Origin of the sequence: Kitasatospora sp. CM 4170 (genome assembly GCF_032110285.1) — a bacterium.
GTDB classification, from domain to species: Bacteria; Actinomycetota; Actinomycetes; order Streptomycetales; family Streptomycetaceae; genus Kitasatospora; species Kitasatospora aburaviensis.
Window position 1 is genome coordinate 2,020,017 of record NZ_CP134877.1, and the last position, 15,839, is coordinate 2,035,855.

The following is a 15,839-nucleotide window of genomic DNA, read 5'->3' on the forward strand; positions in this document are numbered from 1 at the left end:
GCATGGAAACCATCACCACCGTCCGCGAGGTCGAATCCACGGAATCCACGGAATCCACCGCCGGATCCGACCCGGAATCCGCCGTGGACGCCGCCGCCGTTGCGGAGATCCTGGAGCGCTTCGTCCGGACCGAGGGCCGGATCGAGGACGGCGACCCCGACTTCACCCGGGAGGTAGACCTCTTCGCCTCCGGCTACCTCGACTCGCTGGGCACCGTGCACCTGATCAACCACATCGAGGAGCGGTTCCGGCTGGAGCTCGACGACGACGCGCTGGCGGACCCGTCCTTCGGCAGCATCGACGGGATCAGCGCGATCGTCGCCGCGGGGCTGCGACACGCCGTCCGCCCGGGGAGCTGAACGGTGGACCTCAGCCTCTTCTACTTCGCCGACGACGCCGGCGGCGGCACCGGGCCCGACCCGGCGGGCCGCTACCGGCTGCTGCTGGAGGGCGCCCGGTTCGCCGACACGCACGGCTTCACCGCGGTCTGGACGCCGGAGCGGCACTTCCACCGGTTCGGCGGCAACTACCCCAACCCGGCGGTCACCGGCGCCGCCGTCGCGGCGTGCACCGAGCGGATCGCGATCCGGGCCGGCAGCGTCGTCGCCCCGCTCCACCACGTGCTGCGGATCGCCGAGGACTGGGCCGTGGTGGACGGCCTCTCCGGCGGCCGGGCCGGCCTCTCACTGGCCTCGGGCTGGAACGAGGACGACTTCGTGCTGCGGCCCGAGGGCTTCGCCGACCGCGCCCGCACCGTGGTCGAGTCGATCGACACCCTGCGCCGGCTCTGGCGCGGCGAGCACCTGCCGGACGCGGACGGCCGGGGCGAGGGCCCGCGGATCTACCCGCTGCCGGTCCGCGGCGAGCTGCCGATGTGGCTGACCAGCTCGGGCAACCCGGAGACCTTCCGGGCGGCCGGCCGGGCCGGGGTCGGCGTGCTGACGCACCTGGCCGGTCAGGACCTCGCCGGCCTGGCCGAGCGGACCGCGGAGTACCGGCGCGCGTACGCGGCGGCCGGCCACACCGGGAGCGGGCACGTCGTGCTGATGGTGCACACCCGGCTCGGCACCGACGCCGAGGCCGTCACCGCCGAGGTGCGCGGGCCGCTGCAGGACTACCTGGTCAGCGCGCTGACCCTGTTCGGCCCCCCGGACGCGGCCTCCTGGAGCCCGGCCCGCGCCCGGGCCGCCGTCCGCCCGGCGATGGAGCGGTACCTGCGGCAGGGCAGCGGGCTGTTCGGCACGGTCGAGCGGGCCGAGGAACTGGTCGAGCAGTACCGCCGGGCCGGCGTCGACGAGATCGCCTGCCTGATCGACTTCGGTCTGCCCGCCGACGCGGTGCTGGACGGCCTGGAGCACCTCGCCGAACTGCGCCGGCGGATCGCCGCACCGGCTCCGGCCGGCGAAATTTCCGGGAATTCTTCCGGCGCCGGGGAGAACAGGGCTGGTCAGCACCCCTAATCTCTTGTACGGTACATGATCAGAGTCATTTCGCCGCGCCTTCCCGTGTTATCACGAATTCCGCGCGCGGCGGCGGGCGCCGAGTTCCGTCCGCACCTACCAGCACGTCGGGGGAAATCCGTGGGCAACAATTCCGGGCGTTATCCGCTGTGGGAGCTCCTGGAGCGCCCCAGCACGTTCGGGCGCCGGGCGCACTCCGCGGTGCGCGCCGAGGGCACCCGGGTGCTCTTCGCCGACGGCCGGTGGCGCCAGTGCGCCACCAGCGGGCTGTGGAACGTCAACCTCGGCTACGGCAACCATGCCGTCGCCGAGGCCGTCCACACGGCGCTGCTGGAGACCTCCTACTTCTCGCTCTTCCGCTCCGGGCACGAGCCCGCCGTCGCCGCCTCCCGGGCCCTGCTGGACGTCTGCGGGCCCGAGCACTTCGGCCGGGTGGTGCACTCCACCTCCGGCAGCGCGGCCAACGACCTGACCATGAAGCTGGCCCGTCAGTACTGGGCGCTGCACCGCCAGTTCCGGCGCCGGGTCATCGTCGGCCTCAAGGGCAGCTACCACGGTCTGACGTACGGCAGCCACGGCCTCACCGGCATGTCGCTGGGCCAGAGCTACTACGGCGTCGACCAGCGGCTGATCCGGCACGTCAGTCACGAGGACCCGGCCGAGCTGGAGGAGCTGCTGCGGGCCGAGGGCGAGCAGATCGCCGCCGTGGTGGTCGAGCCGGTGCTCGGCACCGGGGCGCTGCCGCTGCCCGAGCCGATGCTCGCCGCTCTGGCCCGTCTCCGCGCCGAGTACGGCTTCCTGCTGGTGGCCGACGAGGTCGCCACCGGTTTCGGCCGCACCGGCTCGTACTTCGCCTCACAGAACTGGCCGGAGCCGCCGGACATCATGCTGGCCTCCAAGGGCATGACCAACGGCACCTGCGCCGCCGCCGCGGTGGTCGTCTCGCACGCCGTCTGCGACGTCTTCGACCGGCACGACGCCGCCCTCACCCACGCCGAGACCCAGGCCGGGGCGCCCCCCACCTGCGCCGCGATCCTCGCCACCATCGAGGAGATGGAGCGCCTGCGGGCGCTGGAGCAGGCCACCGCCGTCAGCGCCAAGCTGGACGGCCTGCTCGCCGAGCTGGCCGCCCATCCGCTGGTCGCGGGCGACAACGGCCTCGGCTGCTTCCGGGCGCTGCGGCTCGGCGCCCACGGCGCCGACCTGCCGGACCAGGCCGTGCGGCAGGTCGTCGAGGAGGTCCGGGAGGCCGGGGCGCTGGTGTCGGCCGGGCCCAGCCGCCTCCAGCTCGCCCCCGCCCTGGTGTACCAGGACGCCGACCTGGAGCTGCTCGCCGCCGCGCTGCGCACCGGCCTGGACCGCGCCGCCGAGTGGCTGCTCGCCGGGGAGGCGACCGGCGCATGACCGACGCTCTGACCGACACGCCGCCCCCGGCCGCGGACCCGGCCCGCCCGCCCGCCGCCGCGGTGGGCTGGAGCTTCCCGGTGCCGCGCGCACAGCCCTGTGACCCGCCGGCCGAGTACCGGACCGAGGAGGGCGAGCCACTCCGGCGGGTGCCGCTCAGCTACGGCGGCGAGGCCTGGCTGGTGACCGGCTACAAGCAGGCGCGGGCCGTCCTGGCCGACCACCACGGCTTCAGCTCCGACTCCACCCTGCCCGGCTACCCGGCCTTCCCGCTCTCCTCCAAGCGGACCGTCCCCGGCCACTTTCTCTCCATGGACCCGCCCCAGCACACCCGGCTGCGCCAGCTGGTCGCCGCCGAGTTCAGCGGATCCCGGGTCCGCGCCCTGCGGCCCGCCCTGGCCGCCTCGGCCGAGGAGCTGATCGACCGGATGACCGCGGCGGGCGGCCCGCAGGACCTCGTCTCCGCCCTGGCCGTCCCGCTGCCCGCGCTCAGCGCCTCACAGACGCTCGGCACGCCGCTCGCCGACCGGGACTTCTTCCTCGCCTGCACCCGCGACCTCCAGACCCACGACGCCACGGTCGCCCAGCGGGTCCTGGCGGCCGGGAAGATGAACCAGTACCTGGAGCAGCTCTTCACCGCCAAGCGCACCGGCACCGACCAGGACCTCTTCAGCCGGCTCGCCCGCAGCCTGGACGACGGCGTCCTGACCATGGCCGAGCTGGTGGGCGTGGCCAACCTGATCGTCGTCGCCGGACTGGAGACCACCGCCGGACTGTTCTCGCTCACCATGCTGTCGCTGCTCGCCGACCGGCGGCAGGGCGACCTGGTCCGCGAGGACCCGGAGCGCTGGGCCGGCCCGGCGGTCGCCGAGGCGCTGCGCTACTGGACGCTGGTCCAGCACGGCGTCGCCCGGGTCGCCACCCGGGACGTCGAGCTCGGCGGCCGGCTGATCCGGGCCGGCGACGGCGTGGTGGTGCACCTGGCCACCGCCAACCGGGACCGGTCCGTCTTCGAGGAGCCCGACCGCTTCGACCTCACCCGGGGCGTCCGCAGTCAGCTGGCCTTCGGGCACGGCATCCACCGCTGCCTCGGCAGCTTCCTCGCCCAGACCCAGACCGAGCTCGCCGTCGCCGTGCTGATGCGGCGCCTGCCCGGGCTCCGGCTCGCCGAACCGCAGGCCGAACCCGCCTTCCTGGCCGAGATGCTCATCTACGGCCTGCGGAACCTGAACGTCACCTGGTGACCCGTCACCGGGAGCCACTACCAACGGAGGGGGGTCGGATGCCCGGCATGCCGACGACAGAGCCCGCCGTCCAGCCGGACGCGGACGGCATCACCCTGCTGCACGGCTACGTGCCCGTCATCGACCTCGGGCTGGAGGAGCCGGCCGACCCGCAGCGGCGGGCCGCCGTCGCCCAGGCCGTGCGCAAGGCCTGCGAGACCAGCGGATTCCTGGTCGTGGTCGGCCACGGCGTACCCGAGGCCACCGTCACCGGCCTGTACGACGCCGCCGGCGCGTTCTTCCGCGGGCCCGCGGAGGTCCGTGAGCAGGCCGCCAACGACTTCGAGGACCCTCTCCAGCACGGCTGGAGCGCCAACGACCGGATGCAGCTGTTCGGCGGCAGCCTGCTCGGCGAGCGGACCGAGGGGCGGTTCCCCGGCCTGGACAGCCCCAACCGGTGGCCCGGGCAGCCCGGCTTCCGGGACGCCTTCCTGGCGTACTACGAGGCCGCCACCGGGCTGTCCCGGGAGATCATGCGGCTGTTCGCGCTCGGGCTGGAGCTGCCGGAGACCTGGTTCGACGACAAGTTCGACCGGCACATGACGCCGATGATGGTCAACTACTACCCGCCGCGCACCGGGGTCGTCCACGACAAGCTGCGCAACAGCCCGCACACCGACTTCGGCAGCCTCACCGTCCTCTACCAGGACGACGCGCCCGGGGGCCTCCAGGTCCGCGACCAGCGCGGACAGTGGCTGGACGTGCCGCCGCTGGCCGGTTCCTTCGTCGTCAACCTCGGGCGCCTGATGACCCGCTGGACGAACGACCGCTGGGCCAGCACCGTGCACCGGGTGGTCAACCCGCCCGCGGAGCAGGAGCACCTCGACCGGATCTCGATCGCCTTCTTCTACCAGGCGAACCCGGACGCCGAGATCGCGTGCATCCCCACCTGCACCGGGCCGGACGACCCGCCGCACCACCCCCCGGTGCGCTCCGGCGACTACTTCCTGTCGAAGTCCCGGCGGGCCTACGTGCTGCGCAGCATGGGCCGGTTGGACGCGGCGCCGTGACGTACGGGATCACCGCCTTCGGCTACGCCCTCGGCGAGCCCTGCGAGGTCGAGGAGCACGCCCCGCGCTACACCGGCGACCTCAAGCGGATCCGCGACTCGGGCTACCACCGCTTCCACCGCGCGCCGGACGGCGTCGGCCTGACCGACCTCGCCGAGCGGGCGGGCCGGGACGCGCTGGAGCGCGCCGGGGTGGCCGCCGAGGAGGTCGACCTGGTGGTGCTGGCGATGGCGGACATCCCCGAGTACCTCTACTGGGACCCGGCGGCCGCCACGCAGGCCAAGCTCGGCGCCCGGCGCGCCGAGGCCCTGCTGGTCAACCAGGCGTGCAGCAGCGGGGTGATGGGTTTCGACGCCGCCGCCGGCAAGTTCGCCACCCACCCGGACTACCGGACCGCCCTGCTGATCACCGTCAACCGGGTCTGCGAGCAGTACTGGAACCGGATGGAGTCCAGCACCGCGATCACCTCGGACGGCGCCGTCGCGGCCGTGCTCCGGCGCGGGCACGAGCGGTGCCGCTGGCTGGCCACCGAGGTGATCACCGACGGCCGGTGGGTCGACGTGGCGTACCTGCCCGGCGGCGGTGCGGCGCGGCCGGTCACCCCCGAGCACCCCGACCCCGGCGTGCTCGGCAACCCGGTGGCCCTGATGGACGCGTTCCTCGGCGGCGACCTGCGCGCCAAGCTCCGCTTCATGCGACAGACCAGGGACAACAACCTGGCCGTGCTGGCGGCCGCCTGCCGGCGGGCCGGCGTCCCGGTGGAGGACGTCCGGCACGTCCTGCACATGAACGGCACCGCGGACGGCCTCGCCGAGGCCGCACGCGACTACGGCGTCCCGCTGGAGCACACCAACGCGGCCATCGCCCTGGACCACGGCCACTTCGGCTGCGCCGACCAACTGCTCAGCCTCGGCCGGCTGCTGGAGGCGGGCGCGCTCCCCGCGGGCGAGCCGGTGGCCCTCACCAGCACCGGCAACGGCATGCACTGGGCCTGCACCCTGCTGCGCGTCTGAGCGGATTCCGCCGAGTGTCGCCGAGCCGCCGTAGCAACGGCCTCGGGCCGGCGCCGCCGAACCCGTACCGCGCGTCCGAACTAGTAAGGAGAACAACCCCCGTGCGCATTCTCGGACTCGGAGGGTCCCACCACGACTTCGCCGCCTGCCTGGTGGAGGACGGCCGGATCGTGGCCGCGGTCGAGGAGGAACGCCTCACCCGGGTGAAGATCGCCTTCGGCCTCGGGCCGCGCCTGCAGCGCTGCCTGGCGGCGGACTACGTCCTCGCCGAGGCCGGCCTCGGGCCGGAGGACGTCGACCTGATCGTGGCCAACGACTTCCTCAACCCGGTGTACTCGCTGCGCTACCGCGACCGGATCGAGTGGATCGGCCACCACCTCTCGCACGCCGCCAGCACCTTCTACACCTCTCCGTTCCAGCGGGCGGCGGTCATGGTGATGGACGGCCGGGGCTCCGAGGTCGAACGCGACGGCGAGCGGCACGGCGAGACGATCAGCTTCTACACCGGCGACGCCCGGGGGCTCACCCTGCTGCGCGGCCTGACCGGCCGGATCGCCACCGCCGAACAGCGGCTCGACGACACCTACGAGAACTCCATCGGCTGGATGTACGAGGCGGTCTCCAAGGAGATCGGCTTCTTCACCGTCGGCGGCATGGGCGCCCCCGGCAAGACCATGGGCCTGGCCCCGTACGGCACCCCGCGCTACGTCGAGGCGCTGGCCGGGCTGTACGACCTGGCCGACGGCGACTTCCGCCAGTCGCTCGCCCAGCAGGAGGCCGTGCGCGCCCTGATCGCCGGCGAACTCGCGCGCGCCGACGGCACGGAGGCCGCCGAGCAGGTCCGCGCGGACTTCGCGTACGCCGTCCAGGCCAACACCGAGCGGATCGTCGTCGAGCTGGCCCGCTGGCTGCACCGGGAGACCGGCGCCACCGACCTCTGCCTGGCCGGTGGGGTCGCCCTCAACAGCGTCGCCAACCACCTGATCCTCCGGGAGACGCCCTTCGAGCGGGTGCACATCGTGCCCGCCGCCGGCGACAACGGCACCGCCATCGGCGCCGCGCTGCACGGGCACTACGCGCTGGGCGGCCACCCCTGGGCCCCCGCCGCCGGGCTGTTCTCGCCCTACCTGGGCCGGCTGCACGACGCCGAGGAGGTCGAGGCGGCGGTGGCCGCCCGGGCCGACCGGCTGACGGTGGAGCGCCCCGAGGACCTCTGCGCGACGGTGGCCCGTGAGCTCGCCGACGGCGCCGTGGTCGGCTGGTTCCAGGGGCGCTCCGAGATCGGGCCGCGTGCCCTGGGCAACCGCAGCATCCTCGCCGACCCGCGCGACCCCGGGATGAAGGACCGGATCAACGCCAAGGTCAAGCACCGCGAGGCGTTCCGCCCGTTCGCCCCCGTGGTCCTGGAGGAGCGGCAGACCGAGTACTTCGCCTCCGCCGTTCCGGCCTACTACATGCTGCTGGTGCCGCAGGTCCGCCCGGACAAGCGCGCGGTGATCCCCGCCGTCACCCACGTGGACGGCTCCGCCCGGCTGCAGACCGCCACCCCGGAGCTCAACCCGCGGCTGTGCGAACTGCTCGGCGCCTTCGACCGGCTCACCGGCGTGCCGGTGCTGCTCAACACCTCCTTCAACGACAACGAGGAGCCGATCGTGGAGTCGCCCGAGGACGCCCTGCGCTGCTTCCTCTCCACCGACCTGGACGTACTGGTCCTGCACGACCTGGTGATCCGCAAGGCGGCCGCGTGAACGCCCGGCCGTTCCCCGGGCGCCCGACGGTGGTCCTGCTCTGCGGCGGCCTCGGGCTGCGCCAGCGCAGCGACGGCGACGACCTGCCCAAGCCGCTGCGCCCGCTGCCCGACGGCCGGGAGCTGATCCTGCACGTCCTGGACTACTACCGGTCGTTCGGGCTGGACGACTTCGTGCTCTGCACCGGCTACGGCGCGCGGGCCATGGAGCAGCTGCTGCTCGGCGAGCTGCCCGCCGCGGACATCGCGACCGGCCCGGGCTGGCTGCGGCTGAGCGCCGACGGGATCCGGGTCACCCTGGTGGACAGCGGCCCGTACGCCGAGAAGTGCGTCCGGCTGCTGGACGCCGCCGGGCACCTGCGACCCGGGCCGTTCCTGCTCGGCTACGGGGACGTGCTCTCCGACTTCGACCTGGGCCGGCTCGCCGAGCGCCGGGAGGAGTCCGGCGCCACCGTGACGATGACCGCCACCCGGGTCCGGTCCCGCTACGGCGAACTGGTCGTCGGCCCGGGCATGGAGGTCACCGCCTTCGTCGAGAAGCCGCTCCAGCCGGCGCTGATCTCGGCCGGGTACTTCGCCTGCTCGCCCCGCCTGCTGGCCGCCCTCTCCCCCGAACTGGGACTGGAGGAGGACGTGTTGCCGGCCCTCGCCGCGCGCGGCGAGGTGGACGCGGTGGTGCACGAGGGGCGGTGGCTGCCGTTCGACACCTACAAGGACTTCGTCGACGCCGAGGCGCTGGCGGCACAGGAGGGCTTCCCATGGCCGACCCCCGTCCGGGTCTGAACCCCACCGCCGAGCACGGCGGTTGGTACGGCCGCAAGGTCCTGGTCACCGGCCACAGCGGCTTCGTCGGCTCCTGGCTCACCACCGCGCTGCTCCGGCTCGGCGCCGAGGTGACCGGGTTCGCGGCGGACGCCGACGAGCAGACCCGGGACCGCAGCGCCGGCCTGGCCGGCCTGGGCGCGCGGATCGTCACCGGCGACGTCCGGGACTTCTCCGTCGTCCACCGGACCATGGCCGCACAGCCCTTCGACGCGGTGTTCCACCTGGCCGCCCAGCCGCTGGTCAGCGTCGGTCTGGCCGACCCGCACGGCACGCTCGGCACCAACATCGCCGGCTCGCTCAACGTGCTGGAGGCCGTCCGGCTCTGCCGCCCCGGGGTGCTGGTGCACGTCACCTCCGACAAGTGCTACCGCAACCGGGACTGGGCCTGGCCGTACCGGGAGATCGACGAGCTGGGCGGCGGCTGCCCGTACAGCGTCTCCAAGGCCGCCGCCGAGCTGGTCTTCGAGGCGTACGCGACGCTGCTGCGCGACCAGGACGCCCCCACCCGGGGCGCCTCGGTGCGGTTCGGGAACATCATCGGCGGCGGCGACCGGGCGGCCAACCGCCTGGTGCCCGACCTGCTCTCCGCCCTGGAGGCCGGCCGGCCGGTCCGGCTGCGGCGCCCGAACGCGGTGCGGCCCTGGCAGCACGTCCTGGACGTCGTGCACGGCCTGCTGCTGCTCGCCGACCGGCTGGCCGACGGGTCGGTCGCCGGCGGGGAGGTCCTCAACTTCGCCCCGCCCGGGGACGGCGCGACCGTGCTCGACCTCGCAAGCGCCCTCACCGCGGCCTGGACCGCGGCCGGCGGGGCCGCGGTCGAGGTGTCCGCCGACGCCGCCGCGGCGCAGTTCACCGAGGACGAGCTGCTGCGGCTGGACGGCCGCCGGGCCGCCACCGCCCTCGGCTGGCAGCACCGCTACGACCTCGACGGCTCCGCCGCCGCGGTCGTCGCCTGGCACCGGGCGGTGACCGCGGGCACCCCGCCCGTCGATCAGACCGCGCGGCAGGTCGGGGACTTCCTGCGGGACCACTACCCCGCCGGCCGGCAGCACCACCAGAACCAGAACGAACGGACGGACGGGCAGCAGTGACCGACGCACGACGCGTATTCGTCTTCTCGCGGGAGTACCCGCCGACCACGGTGGGCGGCACCAGCACCGTCGCCCGCAACCTCGCGGCCGGTCTGGTGGCCGAGGGCTGGGAGGCCGTCGTGGTCACCTCCCGTCCCGGCGCGGCCGAGGACCTGCGCGAGCGGGTCGACGGGGTGACGGTGCACCGGGTCGGCACCGAGGTGGTCTACAACGCGGGCAGCGGGCTCGCCGACGACAGCCTGCTGATCCACCGGCGCTTCCACCGGGCCGCCGAAGCGCTGGCCGCCGAGCTGGGCGCCCCCGCGCTGGTCGCCCTGCCCGACCTCTTCTGCTACCCCGAGGCAGCGATGTTCGCCCGCCGGCACGGCGTGCCGCTGGTCAACGTCCTGCTCCAGGACTTCCGCGCGATCACCCCGTACGACCGCGACAAGCACCGCGTCACCAGCGGGGTGACCGCCGACCGGTCGCACCTGCTGGAGCTGGAGCGCAAGTCGGTGCTGGGCGGCGACCACACCGTTTTCATCAGCCGGGCGCTGTCCGACGCGATCACCGGCTACTACCCGGAGAGCACCGCCCCGCACAGCGTGGTCCACCTCGGCGTCGACCCGGCGGAGATCGACTCCGTGGCCGGCGACCCGCAGTGGCTGCTGCGCCGGGAGGAGCTGGCGCTCGGCCCGGCCCCGCTGCTGGTCGGCTGCGGCCGGTTGGTCCCGGTCAAGGGCTTCGCCCAGCTGCTCCGGGCGCTGGAGCTGCTCGGGGCGGTCGAACGGCCGGGCACGGCCGAGGCGGTGCTGCCGCACCTGGCCCTGGTGGGCGTCGGCCCCGAGGAGGCGGAGCTGCGCGGGCTCGCCGCCGCGTCCGGGCTGTCCGAGCGGGTGACCTTCCTCGGCGACGTGCCCCGGCGGGAGGCCCTCGGCTGGATGTCGGTGGCCGACGTCAACGTGGTGCCGAGCCTCTGGGAGTCCTTCTGCTACGTCTGCGCCGAGATGATGGCCTTCGGCCACCCGGTGGTGGCCAGCGCGGTCGACTCGCTGCGCGAGCTGATCCCCGGCCCCGAGTACGGCTACCCCGTCCCGGTGAGCGGCCCCTCGGGCGACCGCACCCTCGACCCGGCCGACCTCGCGGCGGCGCTGCGCCGGGCGCTCGAACGGCCGGAGGAGGCCCGGCTGCGGGGCGGGGCCGCGCAGCGGCGGATCGCCGAGCACTTCACCAACGAGCGCTTCGCCCGGGGCATCGCGGCGCTCGGCGAACGCCTGACGGCCGGCCGGCCGACGACCGGGCCGCGGGCCGATGGCTGAGACCGGCTCCGCGGCGGGCCGCGACGGCGTCGCCGCGCTCTGCGCGGGCGTGGCCGCTCCCGAGCGGCGGTACGCCCGGCTGGCGCAGGTCCGGCAGCTGACGCTGGCCCGGCCGGGCGGCAGCCTCGGGCAGCTCGACACCCTCGTGCAGCGGGTCGCCGCGATCCGCCGGACCTCCGCACCGGGCCCGCTGACGGCCGCCGTCAGCGTGCTCGCCGGGGACCACGGCGTCGCCGTGCACGGTACCTCGCGGTTCCGGCACGGCCTGACCGGCGGCGTGCTCCGGCTCATCGACGCCGGTCGGGCCCCGGTCAGCATCCTGGCCGCCCGCCTGCCCGCCCGGGTGGAGACCGCGGACCTCGGCCTGGCCGAGCCGGTCGGCGACCAGCGCTACAAGATCGGCCCGGGCACCGGGGACATCTCCGTCGAGGACGCCATGACGCCCGACCAGACCGTCGCGGCGGTACTGGCCGGCGCCCGGTACGCCGCCGAGCGGCTGGCCGGCGTGGAGCTGGTGGCCGTCGGTGAGATCGGCGTCGGCAACACCACCGCCGCCTCCGCGCTCGCCGCCCGGCTGCTCGGCCGGCCCGCTGCCGACGTCACCGGCCTCGGCTCGGGCGTGCCCGACGACACCGTCCGGCAGAAGGCCGCCCTGGTGGACCGCGCGCTCGCCCGGTGCGCGGGGCGGCCCGACGACCCGCTGACCGTCCTGGCGGCCCTGGGCGGCTACGAGATCGCGGGCAACGTCGGCGTGATCCTCACCGCGGCCGCCCGCCGCCAGGTCGTCCTGATCGACGGCGCGATCACCGCGGTGGCCGCCCTGCTGGCCGTCCGGCTCTGCCCGGCCGCGGCCGGCTACCTGATCGCGGCCCACGAGTCCACCGAGCCCTCGCACCGGCACGTCCTGGCCGCCCTCGGGCAGCCCCCGCTGCTGCGCCTGGAGATGCGCCTCGGCATGGCGTCCGGCGCGGCCATGGCCGTCGGCCTGCTCAACGGCGCCCTCGCCGTCGCCGACGCGACCGCCACCGCCGCCTCGGCCGGCCTCACGGAGCACCGGTGACCACGGCCGCCACCCCGGCCGGCCCCGAGCCCGCGCACGGCGCCGCGGACGCACCGGCGGGGGTGGTGTTCGACCTGGACGGGACGCTGGTGGACTCCTGGGCGCTGCACCTGCGCTGCCTGCGGCGCAGCCTGCACGCCGCCGGCCTGCCCGAGCCGAGCGCCGCGCGGCTCGCCGCCGCGCAGCGGCCGACCGACGCGCAGACCCTGGCCGCCCTCGTACCGCCCGACCTGCTCGACGAGGCCGCGCTCGGCTACGACCGGGAGCTGCGGCGACTTCTGGCCGAGGAGCCGACGGACCGGCTGGCGATGCCCGGGGCGCGGAGGACGGTGGCCGCACTGCGGGCCGCGGGCCTGACGCTGGGCATCTGCACCGGGCGCTCGCGCGCACACGCCCAGGCCCTGCTCGACGCGGCCGGTCTCGCGATCGGGCTGACCGTCGCCCGGGAGGACGCCGCGCACCCCAAACCCGCCGCGGACGGCCTGCTGCTGGCGCTGCGCCGGCTCGGCCTCACGCCGGACAGGGCGCGCTACGTCGGCGACAGCCCCGCGGACGCCCGGCAGGGCGCGGCGGCCGGGGTCCCCACCCTGCTCCTGCGGCCGGGCGGCGGCCCGCCCGCCGACGGCACCCTCCGCTCCCTCCACGACCTCCCCGCAGTCCTCCGAAAGGCCGGCCCATGAGCAGCATCGTCGAAGCAGTGCGCGGCAACGGGGCCCCGCCGGACGCCACCGCGCTGGTCGCCGGGGGCCGGGCCTGGACGTACCGCGAGCTGCTCGCCGCCGCCGAGCTGGTCGCCGGCGCGCTGCGCGGCCGGGCGGTGCCCGACGAGCCCGTGACCGCGCGGCTGTCGGCCCCCGCCGCGTACGCCGTCCTCGTCCTCGGCTGCGACCTGGCCGGCGTCCCGTTGGTCCATCAGGACCCGGCGGCCCCCGCCCCCGCCGACCCCGTCGTCCCGACCGTCCTCGACACCGATCCGGACGGCCCGGCCGGCCCGACCACCGTGCTCTGCGCGGAACCGCCGCTGCGGCTCACCGGAGCGGGCCGCTCGGAGCTGCCCGCCGGTGTCCCGGACGGGGCCCACGTCTTCCTCACCTCCGGCTCCACCGGCACGCCCACCGGGGTGGTCCGCACCGCCGCCGCCGTGCTGGCGGACGCGCGCCGGGTCGGCACCTTCCTCGGTTACCGGCCCGACGCCCCGGTGACGGTCGCCGCACCGCTCTTCCACGCCTACGGCTTCAACTACGGCCTGATCGCCCCGCTGGCGCTCGGCGCCCCCGCGCGGTTCCAACCGGCGCGCTCGGTGCCGTCCCAGCTGGCGAACGCCGTCCGGGCCGACGGCGCCCGGAGCCTGATCGCCCTTCCGTTCCACTACGCGCTGCTCACCAAGGCCGCCGACCCGGACGGCGCGCTGGCGGCCGCCCTGGCCCCGCTGGCCACGGCCGTGTCCGCCGGGGCGCCGCTCGGCCCGGGCGTGGCCGCCGCGATCGCCGAGCGGTTCGCCTTCCGCCTGCACAACTGCTACGGCTCCTCCGAGGCCGGCGCCGTCACGCTGGCCCCGGCGACCGGGGAGGCGGAGGACGGCGCGGTGGGCACACCGCTCCCGGGCGTCGAGACCCGGGTGGTGCCGCTCGGCGACGGCGGGCCGCACAGCGGCGAACTCCGGCTGCGGACCTCCTCGCTGGCGGCCGGCCGGATCGGACCGGACGGCCTGGTACCGCTCGACCTCGACGCCGACGGCTGGTACCGCACCGGCGACCTCGCCCTGACCGCCACCGAGCACGGCATCCGGCTGGCCGGCCGGATCGGGACGCTGATCAACGTTGCCGGGAAGAAGGTCGCCCCGGTCGAGATCGAGCGCGTGCTGGCCCGTCACCCGGCAGTGGCGGACGTGCGGGTGACGGCCGCCCCGGATACCGCGCACGGGCAGGTGCCGGTGGCCGCCGTGGTGCTCCGCGCGGACGCCCCCGACCTGGTCCCGTGGTGCCGCGATCGGCTGGCCCCCCATCAGGTGCCGCGCCGCATCGACGTGGTCGCGGAGATCCCCCGCTCCGCCACCGGCAAGGCGCTGGCCCCCGGGGCCGGCCGATGAGGCGCGCAGCGGCCCCCGCGCACCCGCTGCCGCCGGAGCTGGCCCGGCTCGACCTGGTCGGCCGGCTGATCCTGACCTGCGACGGCACCGTGACGCCGCTGGTGGAGCAGGTGGTGGGCGAGCGCATCGTCACCGCCCGGCTGGCCCACGTGCCCGCCCCGCCCGCCGAGGACGTCGCGGAGCTGCTGGCGCCCACCGCCGGACCGCTGCTGTCGCGCACCACCCACCTGGTGGGGGCCGGCTCGGGCCGGGTGTACGTACGGGCGGCCACCGTGATGGCGGTGGGCGCGCTGCCGGCGCCGCTCCGGGCGGACCTGCTGGGCAGCGAGGAGCCGATCGGCCGGCTGCTGCGCCGCCACCGGGTGGAGTCCTTCCGCGAGATCCTCTCCTACAGCGTCCCGGCCGGGGCGGGTGCCGCCCGCCGCTACCGGGTGTTCGCCGGCGGGGTCCCGGTGATGCTGATCGACGAGCACTTCGCGCCCGAGTCCCTGCGGGCCGGCGGCTGATCCGCTGCGCGGGGGCTGCGGGCGACCGCCCGCACCGATGCCGGAGGGCCCGGGACCAGTACGGTCCCGGGCCCTCGGGGTATCGGCCGGTGCGCACACTGCGCCTACTGCGCCTGCCAGTTGACGATCCGGCTGGAGCTCGACGCCCGCTCGCCCCGGTGGGTGACCAGCACGATGTCCTCCGGCGCGGGAGCGCCGTCGATCGGCCAGTAGATCCGCCGCGGCGAGCGGTGCTCCGGCCAGACCCGCGGGTCGAGGATCCGCCAGCCGGCCAGCGTACGGAGGAAGAAGGGGTCGGCGGCCGTCCAGCCGTCGGCCGTCCTGACCTCGATCCACATGTGCTGGAGCGGGAAGGGCGCGGCCATGATCAGGCCGCTCGCGCCGCGGACCTCCACGCCGGCGTCGCGGGTCTCGGCCAGCAGGACGTGGCTGGCCAGCCGGCAGTCGGCCAGCCCGGTCTCGCGGGCGAAGCCGACGTCGGTGGACAGCTCGTGCGGCAGCAGGTGGAAGGTCAGCCGGTGGACGGGCTCGAACAGCGCCCGCGCGGTGTCGTCGAACCAGTACTCCTCCTCCGGCAGCCGGACCCGGCGGGTGAAGGAGAGCGGACTGTCCCACGTCACCTCCCCGGAGCCCGGGTTGGCGTCCAGCATGGCGCTGGGGGCGAAGTCGCACTCGCCGGAGTGGCCGGGTTCGGGGCAGCGCCCGGTGGTGCGGAAGGCGTACGCGCTGCTGCTGTCCTTGCCGAGCTCGCCGTCGAAGGCCCGGGCCAGGGTCTTCATCAGCATCCAGTTGGGGCAGTTGAGCTCCAGCTCGACGGTGACGTTCTCCAGGTCGAACGAGTTGAGCCGCAGCTCCTCGCCGCCGCCCTCGTGCGGCAGGCCGGCGTCGAGCAGCTCGGCCAGCAGGTCGGCGTCGATGGCGTAGGCCTTCGCCAGCATCGCCCGCGGGACGTCGAACTCCCGGTGGCGCCCGGGGATCAGCAGCGCCCGGGCGACCACCTCCTCGATCGTCCGGCCGCGGTCCGGCAGCTGCGCCACCTGGTCGTGCATCGGG

The 15,839-nt window shown here is 75.3% G+C and carries 15 protein-coding genes; 14 read left to right on the forward strand and 1 reads right to left on the reverse strand.

Going from position 1 to position 15,839, the window contains the following annotated elements; all coding sequences use genetic code 11:
• The first annotated feature begins 2 nt into the window (after positions 1 to 2).
• The 14 genes from RMN57_RS08025 (at position 3) to RMN57_RS08090 (ending at position 14,786) form a co-directional block, all read left to right on the forward strand.
• On the forward strand, positions 3 to 359 hold the full coding sequence (locus RMN57_RS08025; protein ID WP_313762693.1) for a phosphopantetheine-binding protein: 357 nt from the start codon (positions 3 to 5) through the stop codon (positions 357 to 359).
• A 3-nt stretch (positions 360 to 362) separates the two neighbouring features.
• Positions 363 to 1,460 (forward strand): MupA/Atu3671 family FMN-dependent luciferase-like monooxygenase, encoded by a 1,098-nt coding sequence (locus RMN57_RS08030; protein WP_313762694.1) that lies wholly within the window; start codon positions 363 to 365, stop codon positions 1,458 to 1,460.
• 120 nt (positions 1,461 to 1,580) lie between these two features.
• Positions 1,581 to 2,864 carry a daptide-type RiPP biosynthesis aminotransferase gene (mpaD, locus tag RMN57_RS08035; protein WP_313762695.1) on the forward strand — a complete coding sequence of 428 codons (1,284 nt, stop codon included), beginning with the start codon at positions 1,581 to 1,583 and terminating at the stop codon, positions 2,862 to 2,864.
• Entirely contained in the window at positions 2,861 to 4,108 is a 1,248-nt protein-coding gene (locus tag RMN57_RS08040) for a cytochrome P450 (protein ID WP_313762696.1), read from the forward strand. Before mpaD ends, RMN57_RS08040 begins: the two co-directional genes overlap by 4 nt.
• Before the next feature lie 47 nt (positions 4,109 to 4,155).
• Positions 4,156 to 5,157, forward strand: a complete 1,002-nt coding sequence (locus tag RMN57_RS08045; protein WP_313762697.1) for a 2OG-Fe(II) oxygenase family protein — start codon at positions 4,156 to 4,158, stop codon at positions 5,155 to 5,157.
• The gene (locus RMN57_RS08050; protein WP_313762698.1) at positions 5,154 to 6,170 is read left to right on the forward strand and encodes a 3-oxoacyl-[acyl-carrier-protein] synthase III C-terminal domain-containing protein; all 1,017 of its coding nucleotides are present in this window, start codon (positions 5,154 to 5,156) and stop codon (positions 6,168 to 6,170) included. Before RMN57_RS08045 ends, RMN57_RS08050 begins: the two co-directional genes overlap by 4 nt.
• A gap of 101 nt (positions 6,171 to 6,271) precedes the next feature.
• Positions 6,272 to 7,918 (forward strand): carbamoyltransferase C-terminal domain-containing protein, encoded by a 1,647-nt coding sequence (locus RMN57_RS08055; RefSeq protein WP_313762699.1) that lies wholly within the window; start codon positions 6,272 to 6,274, stop codon positions 7,916 to 7,918.
• Positions 7,915 to 8,700, forward strand: a complete 786-nt coding sequence (locus tag RMN57_RS08060) for a sugar phosphate nucleotidyltransferase (protein ID WP_313762700.1) — start codon at positions 7,915 to 7,917, stop codon at positions 8,698 to 8,700. The genes RMN57_RS08055 and RMN57_RS08060 overlap by 4 nt, the downstream gene beginning before the upstream one ends.
• On the forward strand, positions 8,676 to 9,833 hold the full coding sequence (gene rfbG, locus RMN57_RS08065) for a CDP-glucose 4,6-dehydratase (protein ID WP_313762701.1): 1,158 nt from the start codon (positions 8,676 to 8,678) through the stop codon (positions 9,831 to 9,833). The genes RMN57_RS08060 and rfbG overlap by 25 nt, the downstream gene beginning before the upstream one ends.
• On the forward strand, positions 9,830 to 11,131 hold the full coding sequence (locus RMN57_RS08070; RefSeq protein ID WP_313762702.1) for a glycosyltransferase family 4 protein: 1,302 nt from the start codon (positions 9,830 to 9,832) through the stop codon (positions 11,129 to 11,131). Before rfbG ends, RMN57_RS08070 begins: the two co-directional genes overlap by 4 nt.
• Positions 11,124 to 12,191 carry a nicotinate-nucleotide--dimethylbenzimidazole phosphoribosyltransferase gene (locus tag RMN57_RS08075; RefSeq protein WP_313762703.1) on the forward strand — a complete coding sequence of 356 codons (1,068 nt, stop codon included), beginning with the start codon at positions 11,124 to 11,126 and terminating at the stop codon, positions 12,189 to 12,191. The genes RMN57_RS08070 and RMN57_RS08075 overlap by 8 nt, the downstream gene beginning before the upstream one ends.
• Complete coding sequence (locus tag RMN57_RS08080) at positions 12,188 to 12,871, forward strand: HAD family hydrolase (protein ID WP_313762704.1); 684 nt, start codon at positions 12,188 to 12,190, stop codon at positions 12,869 to 12,871. Before RMN57_RS08075 ends, RMN57_RS08080 begins: the two co-directional genes overlap by 4 nt.
• A complete protein-coding gene (locus tag RMN57_RS08085) occupies positions 12,868 to 14,280 on the forward strand; it encodes a class I adenylate-forming enzyme family protein (protein WP_313762705.1) in 1,413 nt (470 codons plus the stop codon). The genes RMN57_RS08080 and RMN57_RS08085 overlap by 4 nt, the downstream gene beginning before the upstream one ends.
• On the forward strand, positions 14,277 to 14,786 hold the full coding sequence (locus RMN57_RS08090; protein ID WP_313762706.1) for a chorismate pyruvate-lyase family protein: 510 nt from the start codon (positions 14,277 to 14,279) through the stop codon (positions 14,784 to 14,786). The genes RMN57_RS08085 and RMN57_RS08090 overlap by 4 nt, the downstream gene beginning before the upstream one ends.
• A gap of 104 nt (positions 14,787 to 14,890) precedes the next feature.
• On the opposite strand, the gene RMN57_RS08095 is transcribed toward RMN57_RS08090, so the two are convergent.
• On the reverse strand, positions 14,891 to 15,835 hold the full coding sequence (locus RMN57_RS08095) for a transglutaminase domain-containing protein (protein WP_313762707.1): 945 nt from the start codon (positions 15,833 to 15,835) through the stop codon (positions 14,891 to 14,893).
• Between the last annotated feature and the right edge of the window lie 4 nt (positions 15,836 to 15,839).